This is a genomic window from Chryseobacterium formosum, assembly GCF_026460885.1.
GTDB classification, from domain to species: Bacteria; Bacteroidota; Bacteroidia; order Flavobacteriales; family Weeksellaceae; genus Chryseobacterium; species Chryseobacterium formosus.
On the sequence record NZ_JAOVZW010000008.1, the window covers coordinates 317238 to 339264 of the forward strand.

Consider the following 22027-nt stretch of genomic DNA (forward strand, 5'->3'; position numbering starts at 1 on the left):
AAGAAATTTCTTCGGAGATTTCTTTTTTTTCTCTATTTTTAGAAATATTATTGAAGATGAAAAAAGTTTATCTGTTATTGCCTGTATTTGCGGTACAGTTTGCCTTTGCGCAGGATTCTCAGCGTTATTATTCGGGAACGTTTTTTAATGAAAAGAAAAAGCCTCAGAGTTTTCTGAAAATTTTCAACAAAAACAGCGGAGTTTATGAATTAACCGATGAAAAAGGCTATGCAATTATTGCCGCAAAAGAATACGACACTTTAGTTTGGAATAACGGAAAAAGTATTGAGGTTGTTCGGGGAGTTTATGAGTTAAAATATCTTTTAGAAAGACAAATTTCAAGAGAAACTGTAAAAGACATCAATTCCAAAGATTATGAAAGTCTGTTGGAAAAACCTTTAAATGATCAATTCAGTATAGAACATTCTTACGATTCTTTAAGTAAAAATTCAGACCGTCAATTTTCTGCGGTGAGAAAGCTTAAACTGAAGTCAGATTCTTTATATAAAATTAAAGGTCAGCCCAGAAAATATCTTGTTTTTAACGGAAGTTTCAGCACTTCTTTAGATATAAAAAACAGAAACAGAATTCCACAGACACAAAGTCGTTATGTTCAGGGAAGATCTGAAAATGGTTTGCTCGTTTGGAAAGAACCGGATACAGGCGAAATGTTCAGTTTCGGACCTGATATTTCAACTTTAGGGTTCAACGGACAGCCGTATGAATATGATGTCAACGGACAATTGGTTGATTTATCTAATGCAGTTTCTCCTGCAAAAGCTTACAATAATAATATTTTTAAGACAACGGTTGGTTACAGCAATCAGTTGAATCTGAATGCAATTATTAAGAATGGTGGTTACAATGATGATATTCGACTTTCTTTTACTATTGGTCAGCAAAAAGATCAGATGTATTTTGTGGATCAATATGATATTGTCAATTCATTTAAGACTAAATTCAGTACAAAAATTCTAAATTTTGATGTCAATGCAGGATTTAATTATGAAGAAAATAAAGCAACCAATACCAATAGAATAGGGCTTTTTAACAGAGCTTATCAAAACTCTTTACTGACTCCGGTTTCTTTTTCTAATCAGCAGAATGCCTATCTCAGCAATGGTTTGCAGAGAAGTTACAGTTTGTATGCAGACAATCCTGATTTTCTTTTTAAACAGGAAAACAAATACAATTATTACGAAAATATCCGCCAGTTTAATTTTGATGTAAGTAAAAGCTGGGATGATTTTAAACTGAATATCAGTCAGGCTTACGATAATCAGGACATAATGCATCGTGATGTTTACAAGCCTTCAACCAATGGTTTTATCAACGGATTGTACAATAGAAGAGATCAGAAAAACGAGTTTTACAATTCGAATATTTTGGCAACTTATGAAATGAAAGATCGTGATTTGAAAAACAAGTTTAGTTTAAATCATATTCTTAATGATAGAAAAGTAAGTGTTAATCACAGTTTAGGAAGAAATTATATTTATCAGAGAACGTCACAGGATTATATTTTTAATTATAATTTGGATTACGATGATTATGATGATATAGAATTTGGGGTAAACGTTGGAAATTCTTTTTACACTTCAAATACCTCATCAAAAAATGCTTATTGGCTTCCGAAAGCGAATGGATATTTCACTTTTAAAAATTTATTTAATAATTACGGAAGCAAACTTCAACTTCTTGGAGCATACACGCAGTTAGCCGCAGAACCGGAAATAGCAAAATCATATTCCTCTTATGCGACAACACAATTTTCTGCTCAGAATTTTTATCAATATTTTCCATTAAATGAAGTAGAGACATTTAAAAATCTCTCAAATATTAAGATTAAAGAATGGAAAACTGGTTTTAAATTAATGCTTAATCGAAAAATAGATTTAAGTGCAGAATATTTCAATCGTAAAATTTCTGATGATATTTTTCCGGTTTTTGAAGGACAGAATTTAGTCTTAAAAAATTTAGCAGATCACACGTATAAAGGATACGAAGTAAATTTTAATTATGACAAAATAATCACCAACCAAAATTTTTCTTTAAGCAGTAGAGCTTCATTTTTTAAATACACAGATATCGTTGACCATGTAAATTCCGGTTACAATAATCTAATGATTTCAGGTTTTAATGATATTTATAAAACATTGTCTGAAGGTCAGGTTTTAGGAGCTGTGATGGGAAGTTATTATGAAAGAAATACAGAAGGAAAAATCGTTATCGATGATTATGGTTATCCCGTGAAAGCTTCCGGAATGAAAATGATTGCAGATCCCACTCCGGATTTTGTTATGAAATTTTCTCACAATATCACCTACAAAATGTTTGCTTTAGACATCAATTGGGAATGGAAAAAAGGCGGACAAATATGGAACGGAACTCGGGCTGTTCTCGATTATTACGGTCGTTCCCAAACTTCAGCAGATGAAAGAAATGTTAAAAATTATGTTTTTGAAGGCGTCAATTATAATGGAAATGTCAACCAAACTCCGGTGAATTTTTACAATCCTAATCAACCGGTAAGCGAGAACCGTTGGACGAGATATGGTTTTCTCGGCGTTGCTGAAGATTATGTTGAAAAAGCAGATTACGTCAGGATTAATGATATTACACTTTCAGCTTATTTTGATATTGGAAAACTCAGAAGAGCTTTAGGACTAAGTTTTTATGTGAACAATATTTTCCTTTGGCAGGCAAACAGCGGGGTAGATTCTAATCAAAATTTTTATGATTTTGATAACAGCCGAGGTTTGGATTTTTTCAATTTGCCATCTTTTAAAACGTATGGTTGTACAGTTTCTTTTAAATTTTAAACGATGAACTTTAGATTTTTATTTAATATAACTTTTGTTTTTACTCTGTTTTCATGTCTGTTTTTCAATGGGCAGACTAAATTTAGTGATTTTAAAAAAGAGAAAACTTACATACAGACCAACCATGTTTTTTATAAACCTGGAGAGGAAATGTATTTCAAAATATTTATTATTCAGGCTGAAAATAATCTTCCCGCCAATCAAAGCAGGACCGTGAATGTAGAATTGGTTGATCCAAGCGGAGCTGTTGTGAAAAAAAGTAAATATGCAATAAAAAATGGTCATGCAGAAGGTGCTTTCAGTTTTTCGGAAAATATGAAAGGCGGAATCTACAAAATCAGAGCTTTTACAGCCTGGATGCAGAATGAAACCGGAAAAAATGTGTTTGAAAAAGAAATTACCCTCCAAAAAATTGTTTCGCCAAGAATTTTAATGAAACTTGACTTTCCTAAAAAAGGTTATGGAGCAGGAGATGAGGTTCTGGCCGATTTCTCGATGAGAAGTTTAAGTAATCTTCCGATTCCTTTTTATGAAGCTTTTTTTACAGTGAGTCATGATGGTGAAAAAATTACAGAAGGATCATTGATTAGTGATAAAGAAGGAAAATATTTATTAAAATTTAAACTTCCTGAGGTACTGAAATCTTCGGATGCTTTATTGAGCATAAAAGTCAATTACGAAGGTTTTACAGAATCTATTTCGAGAAACATCCCGATTGTTCTGAATAATTTAGATTTAAAATTTATGCCTGAAGGCGGAACTTTTATTAACGGAATCGAACAAAATGTCGCTTTTAAGGCTTTGGATGAATTTGAAAAACCTGTTGATGCAGTTTTAGAAATTTATAATCAGAATCATCAGAAATTGACTGAAGTTTCAGCCTATAATTTCGGCATGGGAAGTTTTCTTTTTACTCCGGAAATAGGTGAAATGTATTACGCCAAAGTTCTCAAGCCCGAAAATATTGATAAAATCTACCAACTTCCCACCGCAAAAGATGACGGAATTGTTTTTAATGCTAAAAAAGAGAATCAGAATGTTAAGTTAATGATCAATTCAACTTCTGCGAAAAATGTTTTAATCATTGGAAATTTTAAAGAGAAAGAAGTGTTTTCTAAATCTTTAAGTTTAAAACAGGGATTAAACGTTATAGATATTTCAGAAAAAGAACTTTCCATTGGGATTATCAGATTTACGGTCATTGAAAACAAGATTCCTTTAGCGGAAAGAATTGTTTTTGCGAATGAAAATACGCAGATGAAGGTGAAAATTACCCCAACAAAGAAAAATTATTTGCCGAGAGAAAAAGTAATTGTCAATGTTGAAACAACCGACGAAAACAATCAGCCTATTCCAGCCAATCTTTCAATGAGTGTAGTTGATGATAAACTCTGGACTTATGCAGATGATAAACAAAACCATATTCTTTCCTGGATTTTATTGGATTCTGAACTGAGAGGAAAAATAGAAAGACCACAGTTTTATTTTGATAAAAAAGAAGAAAAAGCAACCAAAAGTTTAGACTTAGTGATGTTGACCAACGGTTACCGATATTTTGAAATGAATCCTGATGTTGAAAAAACCGGAAATTATAAATATTTACCTGAAAAAATCAACCCGATTTATGGTATTGTAGAAGATGAGAATAAAAAACCGGTAAAAGCAGAAGTGTATTTGGTTGAAGGAAATTCTAAGATTAAAAAACAGATTACTTCAGAAAACGGATTGTTTTATTTCTCAGATTTAGACGGAGTTTATCAACATACAATTATTGCAAAATCTTTAGCAAAAAAACAGAAAGTGAATGTTAGAATGCTTTCTTATAAATTGAATATTAATCCTTTAGAAAAGCAATCTTTAGAAAATATTAATATTGAAGAGGTTATAAAAGATGCAGAGATTAAAGAGAAAAAGCCTTCAATTTCCCAAGGTGTTCAAGATATTTTAAAAAAATTACCATCAATTAGAAAATCAGACTCGAGTAATACTGAGAAAAGTATTGAAGAAGTAGTCGTTTTAGGTTATAGTAAAACACAAACAAAATCGAAATCTGTTGCGGCAACTGTAACTGTTAGCTCAGAAATATTTGAAAATAGACCAAATGTATCTTTTTTACAATCTTTACAAGGTCAAGTGGCAGGATTATCAATAAGTTCTTCTTCCGGTTCACCTGGTTCAAGTAAAATAGATGTTGTGATTAGAGGAATATCTTCAATAACAGCGCATGCTGATCCTTTATATGTTATTGATGGGATTATTTCTAATGCTACTCAATTTAGAAATTTAAATCCGGGTGATATCAATTCTGTTTCTGTTTTAAAAGACGCAGCAGCAACTTCGATTTATGGAAACAGAGGTTCGAACGGAGTGATTATTATCAATTCAAAAAATAGAAGAAACTCAAATATAAAATTCGACATCACCCCTGAAACTTATTTTGCAGTAAAAAATATTCCTGGAGATAGTTTGACAATTTACGGTGAATCTTATCTTTATGATGGCTACAGAAAATTTTCTTATCCAATTTATAAAACCACAAACACTTCATATCGCCACGATTACCGAGAAACTTTATATTGGAATCCAATTTTAGAAACCGATAAAAATGGAAAAGCTCAAGTAGAATTTTATCAATCTGATGCCAATTCTGCTTTCAGAATTATGACAGAAGGAATTGCTACTTCAGGATTAATCGGTAGAGATGAAACTACGTATGCAGCACAAAGTTTAATTTCAATCGATGCAAAAATTCCGCAATATTTAACAAGAACTGACCAAATGACGATTCCTGTCGTCATTAAAAATAATTCTTCGGAAACAAAAACGTTAACGATGAATGTCATTGTTCCGAATCATATTAAGCTGATGAAAGCAGACAGTTTGATTACGCTAAAACCATTAGAATCCGGAAGATTATTTGTGAAAATGCAGACGGATAAATTAATCAGTTCAAATATTCAGTTTACCGTAAAATCAAATGAATTCAGAGAAACAATGATTTTGCCATTGAAAGTTGAAGAAAAAGGCTTTCTGCATCATTTTTCTATCGTAAATAACAAGCCTGAAAATACGAAAATCGACATTCCTGAATATGTAAATGGAAGTTTTGAAGCATCATATTATGTTTACGAAAACTCTGCTTTACAAATGTTTGAAGATATTGAAAGATTAAAACGTGAACCTTACGGTTGTTTCGAGCAGCTTTCTTCTACAGTTTATCCCAATGTTTTTATTTTGAATTATTTAAAAACGACCAACAAAATCAGTTCAGGAACGGAATTTACTGTTGTGAAAAACATGAAAAAAGGATTTGAAAAAATGCTTTCTTATAAAAACAAAGACGGTGGATTCTCTTATTTCAACGGAAATGAGTCTGACGTTGCTTTGTCTGCATTCGCTTTACTGCAATTCAGAGATTTAAAGAAATATGTAAATGTTGATGCCAAATTGGTTCAGAATCTTTCTTCATTTATATTGTCAAAGAAAAATTCTAACGGACTTTTTGAAGTGAGAAGAAGTTATGAATCTCAATCAGCTTATTCTGAATATTCATGGTCGAGAAATATGTATGTTTTGTATGTTTTGTCGAAGCTTGGTTTTAAAAATGAAATTCAGGATACTTATGAAACCAGCTTAAAAAGAGCTTTGGCAACGAAAGATTCTTATCAGTTGGCTTTAATGGCGAATGCGTCTTCTAATCTTGGGAAAAGCAATGATTATGCTCATTTAATTTCAATTTTAAATGATCAATATAGGAATAAAGAGGTAAAAACCAAGACAACATTTACAGGTTCAGGTGGAATTTCAGCCAATGCAGAAACGCTTTCTTTATATATGATGGCGTTGCAGAAAAGTGAAAAAAATAATCAGTTGGAAATTGCAAAAGTTGCAGATGAATTGATTAATTACAACGGATATTACGGATTTGGTTCGACACAAGCTACGACTGTGGCTTTAGAGGCATTATCAGATTTTTTCGCAAAAAACGAACAGTTATTTGGAATAGATAAACCCGAAATTAAAATCAATAACGCAAAAGTATCTCCAAACATCATGTTCTCTTCAGCTTTTAAGAAAGGTGAAAATGAATTAAACGTGGAGTATTTATGCGATAGAGGTTTACCCTACAAATTAGATTATCAATATTATACTTTAGAAGCTCCGAAAAGTGAAAATATTCCAGTGACTTTAGAAACAAAACTGAAATCTGAAATTTCAAAAGTAGGAGAGATTAACAGAATGACAGTGACGTTAAAAAATAAAATCAACGGAGATCTACCAATGACCACAGCAAAAATCGGAATTCCTGCCGGATTGACTTTACAAAATGCTTTGTTGAAAGATATGGTTGATAAAAAACAGGTTTCTTATTATGAAATATTTGATAATTATCTGGTTTTATACTGGGAACATTTTGATGCGAATGAAACGAAAACTATTAATCTCGATTTAAAAGTGGAATTTGCTGGAGAATACACAGGAAAAGCAAGCAACGTATATCTTTATTATATGCCAGAATCTAAGTTTTGGAATGAAGGTATTAAAGCTGTAATAGAGCCTTAATCATTTAGATTAAATTTTTTATATTTAAATAACTAAAATCACATCATTATGAATAAAATTATTATCGCAATCTTATCATTATCGATCATTGTAAGTTGTCAAAAGCAAAAGGAAGAAGTTGTTACTTCAATGGATATGATATCAGAAGCTCCAATGGTGGCGAAAGAAATGAAAGTTGATAAAACTGCTCAAGATAATCAGGTAACAAATACTGAAATAGATACAGAAAACGAAGAATATGCATCTCTAATCGAAAATCCTTTTGAGCTCACCAAAAGCCAGCCTGTTTCTACTTTTTCCATCGATGTGGATAACGCATCGTACTCTAACATCAGAAGAATGATTAATGAAGGTCAAAAAGTAGATAAAAATGCCGTGAGAATCGAAGAAATGATCAATTATTTTAAGTACAATTATCCGCAACCACAATCTCAGCATCCATTTTCTATCAATACAGAATACAGCGATTCGCCTTGGAATCCTAAGCATAAATTATTGAAAATTGGGCTTCAGGGTAAAAATGTGCCAATTAATAATTTGCCACCTTCTAATATTATTTTCCTAATCGATACTTCGGGTTCGATGAGTGACGATAACAAATTACCGTTGTTGAAAGAGTCTTTAAAAATACTTTTAAACCAATTGAGTTCTAAAGATAAAGTCGGAATTGTTGCTTATGCAGGAAGCGCAGGTGTCATTCTACCCTCTACATCAGCTTCAGAAAAAGGTGAAATTCTTGAAGCTTTTGACAAACTTGAAGCAGGAGGAAGTACTGCAGGTGGAGAAGGAATTGAGCTGGCCTACAAACTGGCAAAAGAAAATTTCATTAAGGGCGGAAATAACAGAGTAGTTTTGGCAACGGACGGCGATTTTAATGTTGGAACATCTTCTGAAGCTAATCTCCAGTCTTTGATTGAGGAAAAGAGGAAATCTGGAATTTTTCTTACGTGTCTTGGCTACGGAATGGGAAATTACAAAGACAATAAATTGGAGACTTTAGCCAATAAAGGAAACGGAAATTATGGTTACATAGACAATATTCAGGAGGCCAATAAATTTCTGGGAAAAGAGTTTGCCGGAAATATTTATACGATTGCAAAAGATGTGAAAGTTCAGATAGAATTTAATCCCAAATACGTAAAATCTTACCGTCTGATTGGTTATGAAAATAGAATGCTGAAAAATGAAGATTTCGAAAACGATCAGATTGATGCCGGAGAATTGGGAAGTGGTCACACCGTAACGGCTTTGTATGAAATCATTCCCTCAGATGTTAATTCTGAATTTGTACCTAAAGAAATAAAGACAAAATATTCTAAATCCAACAATTCTACAGGTTTCGGGGATGAACTGGCAACCGTAAAATTCAGATACAAAAAGCCGGACGGTAATAAGAGCACGGAAATCAGTCAGATTGTTAAAAACTCAGATTACAGAATGGCTACAGCTAGCCCTGATTTTAAATTTGCTACATCTGTTGCATGGTTCGGGTTGGTTTTAAGAGATTCAAAACTTATTACTAAAAAAGGACTGAACGAAATCGAAAGTCTGGCAAAACAAGGAATTAGCAGAGATGAAGATGGCTATAGATCAGAGTTTATCAAACTAGTTCAAAAATATAAGTCAGTAAATTAATCAATAAAAACAGACGTTTAAAAAGATGTCTGTTTTTATTTAAAATAAACTTTCAATAATTATTGAAAATTCAAAAACTATTATTACATTTGTAATAGAAATTAAAATATAAGAAAATGCAACTTTCAGAAGCTAAAGAAAAATATATTCAAACTTGGGGAACTTTTGCTACCAATTGGGGAATCAATCGAACTATGGCACAAGTTCATGCTTTACTTTTGGCAAGTGGAAAGGCACTTTCTACCGATGAGGTGATGGAACAGCTTAAAATTTCAAGAGGAAATGCAAATATGAATCTTCGAGCTTTGATGGATTGGGGAATTGTGAAAAAAGAATTCGTAAAAGGTGAAAGAAAAGAGTATTTTTTAGCTGAGAAAGATGTTTGGTACCTGTTCAAACAGATTACGAAAGAGCGTAGAAAAAGAGAAATAGAACCTGTAATTTCTTTTTTAGAAGAACTTAAAAATATTGAAGACAAAGATTCTGAAGGAGCTAAAGAATTTATCAAGTTAATGGATGATTTCAGTTCCGTAACAGGAAAAATCAACAATATTATGGATCTCGCCATAAAAAGTGATGATCATTGGCTGGTCGGAAAGATCACCAATTTACTGAAATAGAAAGGACTTTAAAATCCTTGTTTTATTTCGATTTAAGTTTCAAAAATTACTGAAAATACAATATTTATAAAATGTTTAATCTTATTTCATATCTGTTTTTTCTTGCGATCAGTTCGTATATCACGATTGATGTCGGAAGAAGATGTTACAACGCAGGAAAAACGTATTTGGAATATCTGCTTAATGACAAAAATCTCTGCTTGACGATTAACAGAATTCTTTTGGGATGTTATTATCTGATTAATCTCGGATACATTGCCATCAGTTTGTCGACTTGGAATAAAGTAAATACAATGGAAGAAGTTTTGGCTGTAACGGCAATCAAAATTGGATATATCACTTTGATTCTTTGTTTTTTACATTTCACGAATATTTTCGCACTGTACTTTTTAAGAAAAAATTTAACCATAAAATAATACAATTATGACGGCAACTATTTTAACCACAGCAACCTACAACTTTTCAGCGTACATGATTTATTTACCGATTGTTATCATGTTGACGATTTTTGTTTCTCAGTTTTTATTTAAAAATTCAAAAACTTTTATGATCGATATTTTTCATCAGAAAGAAGATATTGCCATGGCAACAAATTCACTATTCAAAATTGGATTTTACCTTTTAAATATAGGTTTTGCTCTTTGTATCATTGAGTTTTTCCAAATCGAAACTGTTGAAAGATTGGTCGTTGCTTTAAGTAAAAAGATTGGTGGATTTTCAATTTATCTTGGTGTGATGATGCTTCTGAATTTACTTTTATTTCTGAAAGGCCGTAAACACGCCATGAATAAAGATAAAATTCAAAATGAAGAGGTAGTTAATTCTTAAATTTAAAATTGATTGTTATGAAAAATTTAATCATTCATTTATTTCTCATATTTTATTTTGGTGGAAAAACCAAGAGAGTAACTCCTTAAAATTTTAGTACCATGAAAACTTTTTTAAAAATTGATTATTATTTGCAACTTATAGTGTTGGTTGGATATCTACTTGTAAGTTTTATATATAGCCTAGTTGAGGACAAATTTTTTTACATGTGGATGCTTTTTTATTTCATTGTTGGAGGCTTTCAGTTATTCAGTTATATCATTAAACTTTTCATAGGATTTTGGTCTGATCTTTTTATGAAAATTTATGGAATTATGATTTTACCAATCTGGTTTGCCTTCTTACTAAATAGTTTTAATATCAATATTGATCTCATAAGTTTACTTCCTTTTTATGGATTATTTATAAGTCCTTTTTTTGCAATTGCCTATATATTTTACTGTCGGGATAAATCTAATGATTATAAAATGAAGCTTTAAGTATATCAAATTGAATTTCATGTACATAACTTAGAATCTACCATTAAAAACTAAAAAAATGAATCATACTGAATTAATAAAAAAAGTACAATGGAAAGACCTGAAATCTCTTTCAATAAAGGAAATGTTGATTGAAAACAATATCAATTTGCCATGGTTTTTTATCTCGTTGTTTTTGGCTTACAAAGGATATTATTGGGCTGCACTTCCTTTTTCAGGATTTTATTTTCTGACGGCTCTAAGACAGGTTCACAACGGTTTTCACAATTCTTTGGGAACAGGAAAATTTCTCACCTGGCTTTCGATGTATTTAAATAGTATTTCAATGGTAACGTCAATTCATGCTGTAAAATTTAATCATATAAGACATCATAAATACTGTCTTTCTGAGGAAGATTATGAAGGGAAATCTGCGTCGATGAAGTGGTACGAAGCGATTTTATATGGACCAAAACATATGTTTCTCATTCATTGGATGACTTTTAAATTGGCTAATAAAAATTATAAAAAGAATATGGTTTTTGAATTGATTTCAATTTCTGTTTTCGTATTTGTAACGTTTTATTTTAAAATTGATTTTCTCATCTATCATATTTTAATTATGTTCTTCGGAGAAATCTTAATGGCATTTTTCGCAGTCTGGACCGTTCATCATGATACCCATGAAAATCCAAATATCGCAAGAACACAGCGCGGATTCTGGAAAAATAAATTAACTTTCAGTATGTTTTATCACATGGAACATCATCTTTTTCCTGCCATTCCGACCATAAAATTACCCGAACTTGCAGAAAGAATAGATAAAGTTCTCCCGGAATTAAATAAAAAACAAACATTTTAAAATGTCAAAGATCTATTTAGAAACCATCATCAAAGCCCACATTCAAACCGTTTTCGATTTGTCAAGAGATATTGATCTGCACCAAAAATCAGTTTCAAAGACCCGTGAGAAGGCAATCGCCGGACGGACATCAGGATTAATTGAAAAAGATGAAACAGTAACTTGGCGCGGCAAACATTTAGGATTTTTTCAAACCCATCAATCCAAAATTACACAGATGGAAAAACCTTTTCATTTTACAGATGAGATGTTGAAAGGTAGATTTAAATCATTTAAACATCAGCATATTTTTAAACAAGAAGGTAAAAACACAATAATGATTGATATTTTAGAATTTGAATCACCTTTCGGAATTATCGGAAAGCTTTTCAACAGATTTTTTCTTAAAAATTATATGAAAAACTTTCTCTTGGAACGCAATAAAGTTATCAAAACCACCGCTGAAATAGTTTCACAGTAAAACCCATAAGCTAACATTTAACATCCAAATAAAATGAAATTCCTGCAAGCCGAATGGCGTAAGCTCGCTATTATCAACTACGAAATCAATCCCGAAATTCTAAAGAAGTATCTTCCTGCTGGAACTGAACTCGATTTTTATAAAGACAAATGCTATGTGAGTCTGGTAGGTTTTATGTTTTTAAATACCAAACTTCTCGGATTGCCCATTCCTTTCCACAGAACTTTGAAGAAGTAAATCTCAGGTTTTACGTCAAGAAAAAAGAGGGAAATGAATGGAAAAGAGGCGTGGTTTTCATCAAAGAAATTGTACCGAAATATGCACTGAGTATCGTTGCCAACTCCGTTTATCAGGAAAATTATAAAACCCGGAAAATGAAAAACGAAATGCATTACAGTGAAGATGACCTGATTGTAAAATATTCTTGGAAAGAAGACCATTGGAATTCCATACAAATCACCGCCGAAAGTCAATCTCAGAAAATGGAAAACAAATCTGAATTTGAGTTCATCACAGAACATTACTGGGGCTTCACAAAACGCAGAGACAAAACTTCAGAATACGAAGTCTGTCATCCAAAGTGGGATTGGTATCCGGTAAAAAGTCATCAACTCGAAATAGATTTCAAACAAGTCTACGGAAAAGATTTCGAATGCCTAAATCATCAAAAACCACTCTCTGTAATGCTCGCCGAAGGTTCTGAAATTGAAGTAAGAATGAAGAAGTATCTCAAGAGCCAAGTAAAAAGTTAAAAAATAAGGTGAAATTTTGTTCGTAATGTCATGCTGAGCCTGTCGAAGCATCTCAAACTAAAAAACATCAATAAACAACCAAACCAAAATGAAAATAATCATTGCTGCTGGAACCGGATTTCTCGGACAAAACCTTGAAAAATACTTTAATTACAAAGGAAATGAAGTCTATATTTTAACCCGAAATCCAAAACAAAAAAACGAAATTCACTGGGATGCAAAAACATTAGGCAACTGGAAAAATTCGCTTGAAAATGCTGATGTCCTCATCAATCTTGCAGGAAAATCTGTTGATTGCCGTTATACAGAAGAAAATAAAAAAGAAATCCTAACATCAAGAATCAACAGTACAAAAGTTCTTCAGGAAGCCGTTGATCAATGTATCACCCAACCAAAAGTATGGCTTAATTCCAGCTCGGCAACTATTTATACCCATTCTGAAACACATTTAAACACAGAAAGTGACGGTGTAATTGGAGACGATTTCTCCATGAATATCTGTAAAAGCTGGGAGCAGGAATTTTTTAAAACAGAAACTGCTAACGTCAGAAAAGTAGCATTACGAACTTCAATCGTTTTAGGAAATAACGGTGGTGCTTTCACCAAATTAAAGATAATTACAAAATTAGGTTTAGGTGGAAAACAGGGTAGAGGCAATCAAAATATAAGCTGGATTCACATTGAAGATTTCTGCAGGGCTATTGAATATATTATTGAAAACGAAAATCTTTCAGGAAAAATCAATGTCACCGCACCAAAACCTTTATCCAACGAAGAATTTATGCGGAAACTGAGAAAAGAAATGAAAATTCCTTTTGGCCTCAACGCAGCAGTGTGGCAATTGGAAATCGCTTCAATTTTCTTAGGAACCGAAACCGAATTACTCTTAAAAAGCAGAAATGTTTACCCCGAAAAACTCATTCAAAACAAATTCCAATTCAATTATTCAACGGTAGACACCGCTTTTCAAAACTTGATTAAATAAATTATACATTGAATTAAATCAGGTGTATTTTAGCTTACAGTCGTTTTACATTATGTACAAACAGATATGTTTATAGTCAAATAAAACTTACATTAAGTCCAAACAGGGGTGTTTGTATTCAAAATCAATCTACATTGAATTGAAACAAGAGTGTTTGTATTCAAAATCATTTTACATTTAGATAAAACAACAGTGTTTTAATTAAAAGTCATTTTACATAAAGTATAAACATTGGTGTTTGGACTCTCACACAAAACTTTTTTAATCAAAATAAGGTTGATTGTATTTAAAAATATTTCTGTTTGAATTACACCACACATGTTTGTCTTCGCACAGAAAATCTTTGATTTTCAATATTATGTGCTCTGAATATTCTCAATCATTTAAACCTAAAACTAATGTGACTCATGTGTCAAAAAAACTTTTGTGCCTTTTGTGGTAGAAAATTTCCGGTTAAATATTATTTTAGCAAAAACTAAACTTAATGTTCACCAAGCCAAAAACGAAAACTCTTTTTCTTTCATCCTTACTTCTTTCCAGCACATTTTTCTCACAGGCACACAATGTTTCAGACGGTTACCAAAAACCAACAGATCCACTTGTCGTACAGAATCTTGAAAACTGGCAGGATTTAAAATTCGGACTTTTTATGCACTGGGGAACGTATAGCCAATGGGGAATTGTCGAAAGTTGGAGCCTTTGTCCGGAAGATGAAGACTGGACGAAAAGAAAGCCCGAACACGGAAAATCTTACGATGAATACGTGAAAAACTATGAAAATCTTCAGACGACTTTCAATCCGACTCAGTTCAATCCACAAAAATGGGCGGATGCAACGAAAAAAGCTGGGATGAAATATGTGGTTTTAACTACAAAACATCACGACGGTTTTGCGATGTTTGATACCAAAGAATCTGATTATAAAATAACCTCACCCAAAACTCCATTTTCAAAAAATCCCAAAGCAGATGTGACGAAGGAGATTTTCAATACATTCCGAAAAGAAGGCTTTAAAATTGGAGCCTATTTCTCAAAACCCGATTGGCATTCTGATGATTATTGGTGGTCTTATTTTCCGCCAAAAGACCGAAATGTAAATTACGACCCGAAAAAATATCCTGAAAGATGGAACAGTTTTAAAAATTTCACATTCAATCAACTCAACGAAATCACTTCCAACTATGGTAAAATCGACATTCTTTGGCTTGATGGAGGCTGGGTTCGTCCGTTCCACACCATCGACCAAAGTGTAGAATGGCAAAGAACCATCAAGGTCGAACAGGACATCGACATGGATAAAATAGGAACAATGGCTCGCAAAAATCAACCAGGTATAATAGTTGTTGACCGTACCGTTCCCGGAAAGTGGGAAAATTATGTGACGCCCGAGCAAGCCGTTCCTGAGCATGCGCTTTCGATCCCGTGGGAGAGCTGTATTACGATGGGTGACTCGTTTTCGTATGTTCCGAATGACAATTATAAATCATCTCAAAAAATCATTGAAACTTTAGTTAAAATTATTTCAAGAGGCGGAAATTACCTGATGAATATCGCTCCCGGACCAAACGGAGATTACGATCCGATTGTTTATGAGAGATTAAATGAAATTTCTGGTTGGATGGATGACAATCAATCGGCTGTTTTTGCAACAAGAGCAGTCGCACCTTATCACGACGGGAATTTTTATTATACCGAAAGTAAAGATGGTAAAACGGTGAATGTTTTTCATTTGGATGAAAAAACGAATTATCAGGCTCCATCAACTTTAAGCTTTTCAATTCCTGAAAATTTCAAACCAAAATCATTAAAAGTTTTAGGTTTAAAAAATAAAATTCAATGGAAAAAATCAGGTAATTCAATTGAAATGACTTTACCAAAAGAGAGAGCTCAATTGAAATATTCAACGGTAATTCAAATAATGCAATAATGAAATTTAGATTAAAATTAATTGGAATTTCATTGCTGAGTTCGGTATTTATATCCGCTCAAAAACCTTTGTACAAAGATCCGAAACAATCTGTTGAAGTAAGAATTCAGGATTTGCTGAAACGCATGACGCCCGAAGAGAAATTCTGGCAGTGTTTCATGATTCCCGGTGATTTAGATAATGTTCCGAAAGGTCAATATGCTCACGGAATTTTCGGATTGCAGGTAAGTGCGGGAAATCAAGACGGTGGAGTTGCCGGACAATTGCTGAAATATAATGCCAATGAAGATGCGGAAAGACTGGCGAAAAAAATCAATGCTATTCAAAAATATTTTGTGGAAGAATCCCGGTTGGGAATTCCAATTATCCCTTTTGATGAAGCTTTGCACGGATTAATGCGAGAAGGGGCAACCGCTTTTCCACAAGCGATTGGTTTGTCGGCGACGTTCAATCCTTATCTGATGAAAGAGGTTTCGACCGCGATTGCAAAAGAATCAAAACTGAGAGGAATCCGGCAGATTCTGACTCCGGTTGTGAATCTGGCGAGTGATGTTCGATGGGGGAGAACAGAAGAAACGTACGGCGAAGATCCGTTTTTGACTTCAGAGATGGGGGTGAATTTTGTCAGTTCATTTGAAAGTCAGGGAATTATTACTACTCCCAAGCATTTTTTAGCGAATGTTGGTGAGGGTGGAAGGGATTCTTATCCGATTCACTGGAGCAAAAGATATTTGGAGGAAACGCATTTAGTTCCTTTCCAAAAAGCCTTTCAACAGGGAAAAAGCCGTTCGGTAATGACTTCTTATAATTTGTTGGACGGTAGACCTTCAACGGCAAATCATTGGCTACTAACCGAAAAATTAAAAAAAGAGTGGAATTTTAAAGGCTTTGTCATTAGTGATGCGAGTGCGGTTGGTGGTGCGAATGTTCTACATTTTACGGCAAAAGATTACGATGATGCTTCTGCGCAGGCGATCAATGCGGGTCTTGATGTGATTTTCCAGACAGAATACAATCATTACAAATTATTTATGCCACCGTTTTTGGATGGAAGAATTTCGAAAGAGAGAATTGATGATGCGGTTTCGAGAGTTTTGAGAGCGAAATTTGAATTGGGCTTGTTTGAAAATCCTTACGTATCAAATAAAAATATTGAAGAATTAAAGAAAATAAATCATAAACCGTTAGCCGAAAAAGTAGCTATTGAATCTTTTGTTTTGCTTCAAAATAATCATCAAACGCTTCCGATTTCGGATAACGTAAAAAAGATTTTGGTAGTTGGAACCGATGCTGTTGATGCGAGATTAGGCGGTTATTCCGGACCGGGAAACAAGAAAGTAAGTATTTTGGATGGAATTAAAAATTTCGTTAAAAATAAAAATGTTGAAGTAAATTATTCAAAAGGAATCGACTGGAGTTTAAAGAATTTCACGACCGTTTCATCCGAATTTTTATCTTTTGAAAATCAAAAAGGTTTGAAAGGAAATTATTTTTCCAATTCAGATTTAAAAGGAAATCCCGCTTTTGAAAAACAGGACGAACAATTGAATTTCAAATGGACTTTATATTCTCCAAATCCTGAAAAACTGCAACCAGACAATTACAGCGTTCGATGGACAGGAAAATTAGAAGCTCCAAATTCGGGAAAATATCAGTTAGGTTTAAGAGGAAACGACGGTTTCAGATTATATTTAAATGGAAAATTAATGATCGACAATTGGGAAAAGTTGAGTTATTCCACAAAAACTGTTGATGTAGATTTTATTAAAGGTCAAAAATCTGATATTGTCATTGAATTTCATGAAAATAGAGGAGAAGCAAATATTGAATTGATCTGGAATTATGGCTTAAATGATTATCAGAAAGATTTTAATGATGCTTTAAAATTAGCTCAAAATGCAGATTACATCATCGTTACAGCCGGAATTCATGAAGGTGAATTTCAAGATCGTTCTTCGTTGAGCCTTCCCGGAAATCAGGAAGCATTTATTCATGAAGTTTCAAAATTAAATAAGCCGACAACCGTAGTTTTGGTTGGTGGTTCAGCGATAAAAACTACTGATTGGAAAGATAAAGTCGGTGCGATTTTAGATGTGTGGTATCCCGGAGAAGAGGGTGGAAATGCCGTTGCAAAGGTGCTTTTCGGAGCCGAAAATCCTTCGGGAAAATTGCCGATTACGTTTCCGATTGAGGAAGGGCAGTTGCCTTTGACGTACAATCATCACCCGACAGGACGCGGAAATGATTATTATGATTTGAGCGGCGAACCGTTGTATCCGTTTGGTTTTGGATTGAGTTACACAACGTTTGAAATTTCGGATTTACAATTAAATAAAACAAAATATTCTGAAAGCGAAACGATTGTTGCTAAAGTTAATGTTAAAAACACAGGTTCAAAAGCGGGAAGCGAAGTCGTTCAATTATATGTAAAAGATTTGCTGGCTTCGGTTTCGAGACCGATTATTGAATTGAAGGGTTTTCAAAAAGTAGAGCTAAAACCGGGAGAATCAAAGCAAATTTCGATTGAAGTTCCTGTGAAAGAATTACAGTTTTTAGACGAAAAAATGAATTGGATTGTCGAAAAAGGAACGTACAGAATCATGGCTGGAAATTCTTCTAAAAATCTGATATTAAAGCAAAATATTGAAGTCCAGTAAAATATTGTGCAGAAAATGTTGGTATGATATATGTAATATTTATTTTAAATCTGAATGAATTTAATTGATAATCATTAATTTATTAAAGTCATTCAAAAAAATAAATGTTATGAAAAAGTTATTGATATCAACAGTTTTATTATTAGGATTATCGTTCACTTACGGACAGAAACGTCCGCCTGCACCGCCACATCCTTCAAAAACTGAACTCACAAAGAGCAAATCCCGAGAATTGCAGAAAAGATATAATTCAGAGAAGAAAATGATTATGAATCATCCGGTTGCGACTAAAAAGATGAAACAACAGCAATTGAAAGCTTTGAATATGAGATATCAGAATGAAAGAAAATTACTGAATAGTACAAGGTAAATTACTAAATCTATGATTTTTACTACTGAGAAAATCTTATTTTTAAATAAATCGAATGAGAGAATGCATTTTGTGTTCTCTTTTTTTTGTTTAAATAAAACAGTAATGCTTTGTTTCTGCTAAAAATAATTTAAATATTCTAATCTAGTTTTATCTCATAAAAGCTGTTGTGAAGCTTTAAAAGGAATAGTTTTTGTTCGTGAAATGTAGAAATGAAAAGAAATCATTTTTAGCTAATCTATCAAATCACTCAATAAAATTTATGAAAAAATTTATTCTACCTATTGTACTTGCGCTGGTTGTAAGTTGCAAAGACAAGAAAAGTTCTGAAAATACGCAGAAAGAGGTGGTGAAAATCGAAACCGATACTTTACAGTTACCTGCTCCAGACGAAAAAAGTGCTAAAAATAAATTCAGTAATGTTATCGGATGGCCATCAGGAAAAACCCCGATTGCTCCAGAAGGATTTACAGTGACAAGATTTGCGGAGAATATTAAAAGTCCTCGTAATATGATTCAGACTTCCAACGGAGATATTTTTGTAGTGCTTTCCAATTCTGAACGGACAATAAAAGAAAAGATCAAAAATGACATCAGCGGAAAAAGTGACGCCGAAGTTGGCGGAAAATCAGCTAACAGAATTATTCTTTACAGAGATGCCAATAAAGATGGAGTGCCAGAATCATCTTCTGTTTTTCTGGATAATTTAAATCAGCCTTACGGAATGTTGATTATCAAAGATCAATTTTATGTAGCAAATACCGATGGACTTTGGGTTTATCCTTATAAAGTAGGCGAAACAAAAATCACAAAACCCGGTAAGAAAATCGTCAATCTTCCGGCAGGAGGTTATAACAATCATTGGACGAGAAATTTAATTTCAAATAAAGACAATTCTAAAATATATATTTCAGTAGGATCGGGAAGTAATGTCGGTGAAAACGGAATGGAGTATGAAGTACGAAGAGCCAATATTTTGGAAGTAAATCCTGATGGAAGCGGAGAAAAGATATTTGCAGCAGGACTTAGAAACCCTGTTGGAATGAGTTGGAATCCTACAACCGGAGAATTATGGACTGTCGTGAATGAAAGAGATGAATTAGGTGATGAGTTAGTTCCCGATTATTTGACCAGTGTGAAAAGAGATGCGTTCTACGGATGGCCTTATGCATATTTCGGAAAGCACGAAGATCCGAGAAGGAAAGGAGAACAACCTGATTTGTTAGCAAAAACAATTGTTCCTGATGTTCCATTGGGAGCTCACACTGCATCTTTAGGCTTAACTTTTTATACAGGTCAACAGTTTCCGGAAAAATATAAAAATGGAGCTTTCATCGGACAGCACGGATCTTGGAACCGGTCTTCATTGGTTGGTTATCAGGTAGCTTTTGTGCCTTTTAAAAATGGTAAAGCTGCGGGAAGTTATGAGCCATTTCTTACAGGTTTTATTGCAGATAAAGAGAAAGGTGATGTCTACGGAAGACCAGTCGGTGTTTTGCAGATCGCAGACGGATCTTTACTCGTTGCAGACGATGTCAGCGGAATTGTCTGGAGGGTTTCTCAGAACAAGAATAAGTAAAAAACAGGAAAAGCAACTTGATAAGGTTGCTTTTCGTTTTCATCAATATTTTTCCTTAAATTCGCATAAAAATTTTAAACTAATGAATTACGATATTATTGTTATCGGGAGTGGTCCTGGTGGATATGTTACTGCAATCAGAGCGGCACAATTAGGTTTTAAAACTGCAATTATCGAGAAAGAAAATTTAGGAGGAATCTGCCTTAACTGGGGATGTATTCCTACTAAAGCTTTGTTGAAATCGGCTCAGGTTTTTCATTATATTAATCATGCAGAAGACTATGGTTTGAATAAAGTGGAAGCTAGTTTTGAGTTTCCTAACGTTATTCAGAGAAGCCGTGGTGTTGCCTCTAAAATGAGCAAAGGGATTGAATTCTTGATGAAAAAGAATAAAATCGATGTTATTTTAGGAACTGCAAAAGTACAGAAAGGTAAAAAAGTTTCTGTAACAGATAAAGAAGGAAAAGTTACCGAATATACAGGAACTCACATTATTTTGGCTACAGGAGCTCGTTCTAGAGAATTACCAAACTTACCTCAAGACGGTAAAAAAGTAATCGGATACAGACAGGCATTATCTCTTCCTGAGCAACCAAAATCTATGATTGTTGTAGGTTCTGGAGCAATCGGAGTAGAATTTGCTGATTTTTATAACACAATGGGAACGAAAGTAACTGTTGTTGAATTTTTGCCAAACATCGTTCCTGTGGAAGATGAAGAAATCTCAAAACACTTAGAGAAATCTTTGAAAAAAACAGGGATTGAAATTATGACCAACGCTTCTGTAGAAAGCGTAGATACAAGTGGAAATGGAGTAGTTGCAACTGTGAAAACAGCAAAAGGAAATATCACTCTTGAAGCTGACATCCTGTTATCTGCTGTTGGAATCGCTGCAAACATCGAGAATATCGGTCTTGAAGAAGTGGGCATCCAGACAGATAAAGGTAGAGTTTTGGTAAACGAATGGTACGAAACTTCAGTTCCTGGTTACTATGCAATCGGTGATATTATCCCTACTCAGGCTTTGGCACACGTTGCTTCTGCTGAAGGGATTACTTGTGTAGAAAAAATCAAAGGAATGCACGTTGAGAAAATCGACTATGGCAATATTCCTGGATGTACTTACTGTCACCCTGAAGTTGCTTCTGTTGGTCTTACAGAGAAACAAGCTAAAGAAAAAGGTTATGAAATCAAAGTTGGTAAATTCCCTCTTTCTGCAAGTGGAAAAGCGACTGCTAATGGAAATACTGATGGTTTCATCAAAGTAATTTTCGATGCTAAATATGGCGAATGGTTAGGTTGTCACATGATTGGCGAAGGTGTAACTGATATGGTTGCTGAAGCAGTTGTTGCAAGAAAACTTGAAACTACAGGTCACGAAATCATCAAATCTATTCACCCGCATCCAACGGTTTCTGAAGCTATTATGGAAGCTGCTGCTGCTGCATACGGTGAAGTGATTCACATTTAATTTTGCTTTGACGAAGATGTAGATCTTTGACAAGTTTA

The 22027-nt window shown here is 33.4% G+C and carries 14 protein-coding genes and 1 pseudogene; all 15 read left to right on the forward strand.

The window, feature by feature from the left end; all coding sequences use genetic code 11:
- Positions 1-56 precede the first annotated feature (56 nt).
- The 15 genes and pseudogenes from OF897_RS07765 to lpdA all read left to right on the forward strand — a co-directional run bounded on the left by OF897_RS07765 (position 57) and on the right by lpdA (position 21989).
- Positions 57-2822 carry a porin family protein gene (locus tag OF897_RS07765; RefSeq protein ID WP_267265126.1) on the forward strand — a complete coding sequence of 922 codons (2766 nt, stop codon included), beginning with the start codon at positions 57-59 and terminating at the stop codon, positions 2820-2822.
- A gap of 3 nt (positions 2823-2825) precedes the next feature.
- On the forward strand, positions 2826-7385 hold the full coding sequence (locus OF897_RS07770; RefSeq protein WP_267265127.1) for a TonB-dependent receptor plug domain-containing protein: 4560 nt from the start codon (positions 2826-2828) through the stop codon (positions 7383-7385).
- 48 nt (positions 7386-7433) lie between these two features.
- Positions 7434-9020 carry a vWA domain-containing protein gene (locus tag OF897_RS07775; protein ID WP_323809033.1) on the forward strand — a complete coding sequence of 529 codons (1587 nt, stop codon included), beginning with the start codon at positions 7434-7436 and terminating at the stop codon, positions 9018-9020.
- Positions 9021-9136: 116 nt separating this feature from the next.
- On the forward strand, positions 9137-9640 hold the full coding sequence (locus OF897_RS07780; RefSeq protein WP_267265128.1) for a GbsR/MarR family transcriptional regulator: 504 nt from the start codon (positions 9137-9139) through the stop codon (positions 9638-9640).
- 71 nt (positions 9641-9711) lie between these two features.
- The gene (locus OF897_RS07785; RefSeq protein WP_267265129.1) at positions 9712-10056 is read left to right on the forward strand and encodes a hypothetical protein; all 345 of its coding nucleotides are present in this window, start codon (positions 9712-9714) and stop codon (positions 10054-10056) included.
- 7 nt (positions 10057-10063) lie between these two features.
- The gene (locus OF897_RS07790; protein ID WP_267265130.1) at positions 10064-10468 is read left to right on the forward strand and encodes a hypothetical protein; all 405 of its coding nucleotides are present in this window, start codon (positions 10064-10066) and stop codon (positions 10466-10468) included.
- 537 nt (positions 10469-11005) lie between these two features.
- Entirely contained in the window at positions 11006-11788 is a 783-nt protein-coding gene (locus OF897_RS07795) for a fatty acid desaturase (RefSeq protein ID WP_267265131.1), read from the forward strand.
- A 1-nt stretch (position 11789) separates the two neighbouring features.
- A complete protein-coding gene (locus OF897_RS07800; RefSeq protein ID WP_267265132.1) occupies positions 11790-12248 on the forward strand; it encodes an SRPBCC family protein in 459 nt (152 codons plus the stop codon).
- A 33-nt stretch (positions 12249-12281) separates the two neighbouring features.
- Positions 12282-13000, forward strand: a pseudogene (locus OF897_RS07805) (YqjF family protein).
- An 88-nt stretch (positions 13001-13088) separates the two neighbouring features.
- Positions 13089-13985 (forward strand): TIGR01777 family oxidoreductase, encoded by an 897-nt coding sequence (locus OF897_RS07810; protein ID WP_267265133.1) that lies wholly within the window; start codon positions 13089-13091, stop codon positions 13983-13985.
- 484 nt (positions 13986-14469) lie between these two features.
- Positions 14470-15912, forward strand: a complete 1443-nt coding sequence (locus OF897_RS07815) for an alpha-L-fucosidase (protein ID WP_267265134.1) — start codon at positions 14470-14472, stop codon at positions 15910-15912.
- Entirely contained in the window at positions 15912-18569 is a 2658-nt protein-coding gene (locus OF897_RS07820; RefSeq protein WP_267265135.1) for a glycoside hydrolase family 3 N-terminal domain-containing protein, read from the forward strand. The genes OF897_RS07815 and OF897_RS07820 overlap by 1 nt, the downstream gene beginning before the upstream one ends.
- 109 nt (positions 18570-18678) lie before the next feature.
- Complete coding sequence (locus OF897_RS07825; protein WP_267265136.1) at positions 18679-18939, forward strand: hypothetical protein; 261 nt, start codon at positions 18679-18681, stop codon at positions 18937-18939.
- A gap of 262 nt (positions 18940-19201) precedes the next feature.
- Positions 19202-20518, forward strand: coding sequence for a PQQ-dependent sugar dehydrogenase (locus OF897_RS07830; protein WP_267265137.1), 1317 nt, complete (start codon positions 19202-19204; stop codon positions 20516-20518).
- An 82-nt stretch (positions 20519-20600) separates the two neighbouring features.
- Entirely contained in the window at positions 20601-21989 is a 1389-nt protein-coding gene (lpdA, locus tag OF897_RS07835) for a dihydrolipoyl dehydrogenase (RefSeq protein ID WP_267265138.1), read from the forward strand.
- The last annotated feature ends 38 nt before the right edge of the window (positions 21990-22027 follow it).

Coding starts and splice junctions, on each gene's coding strand:
- OF897_RS07765 (WP_267265126.1), top strand. CDS start 57: ATGAAAAAAGTTTATCTGTTATTGCCTGTATTTGCGGTACAGTTTGCC.
- OF897_RS07770 (WP_267265127.1), top strand. CDS start 2,826: ATGAACTTTAGATTTTTATTTAATATAACTTTTGTTTTTACTCTGTTT.
- OF897_RS07775 (WP_323809033.1), top strand. CDS start 7,434: ATGAATAAAATTATTATCGCAATCTTATCATTATCGATCATTGTAAGT.
- OF897_RS07780 (WP_267265128.1), top strand. CDS start 9,137: ATGCAACTTTCAGAAGCTAAAGAAAAATATATTCAAACTTGGGGAACT.
- OF897_RS07785 (WP_267265129.1), top strand. CDS start 9,712: ATGTTTAATCTTATTTCATATCTGTTTTTTCTTGCGATCAGTTCGTAT.
- OF897_RS07790 (WP_267265130.1), top strand. CDS start 10,064: ATGACGGCAACTATTTTAACCACAGCAACCTACAACTTTTCAGCGTAC.
- OF897_RS07795 (WP_267265131.1), top strand. CDS start 11,006: ATGAATCATACTGAATTAATAAAAAAAGTACAATGGAAAGACCTGAAA.
- OF897_RS07800 (WP_267265132.1), top strand. CDS start 11,790: ATGTCAAAGATCTATTTAGAAACCATCATCAAAGCCCACATTCAAACC.
- OF897_RS07810 (WP_267265133.1), top strand. CDS start 13,089: ATGAAAATAATCATTGCTGCTGGAACCGGATTTCTCGGACAAAACCTT.
- OF897_RS07815 (WP_267265134.1), top strand. CDS start 14,470: ATGTTCACCAAGCCAAAAACGAAAACTCTTTTTCTTTCATCCTTACTT.
- OF897_RS07820 (WP_267265135.1), top strand. CDS start 15,912: ATGAAATTTAGATTAAAATTAATTGGAATTTCATTGCTGAGTTCGGTA.
- OF897_RS07825 (WP_267265136.1), top strand. CDS start 18,679: ATGAAAAAGTTATTGATATCAACAGTTTTATTATTAGGATTATCGTTC.
- OF897_RS07830 (WP_267265137.1), top strand. CDS start 19,202: ATGAAAAAATTTATTCTACCTATTGTACTTGCGCTGGTTGTAAGTTGC.
- lpdA (WP_267265138.1), top strand. CDS start 20,601: ATGAATTACGATATTATTGTTATCGGGAGTGGTCCTGGTGGATATGTT.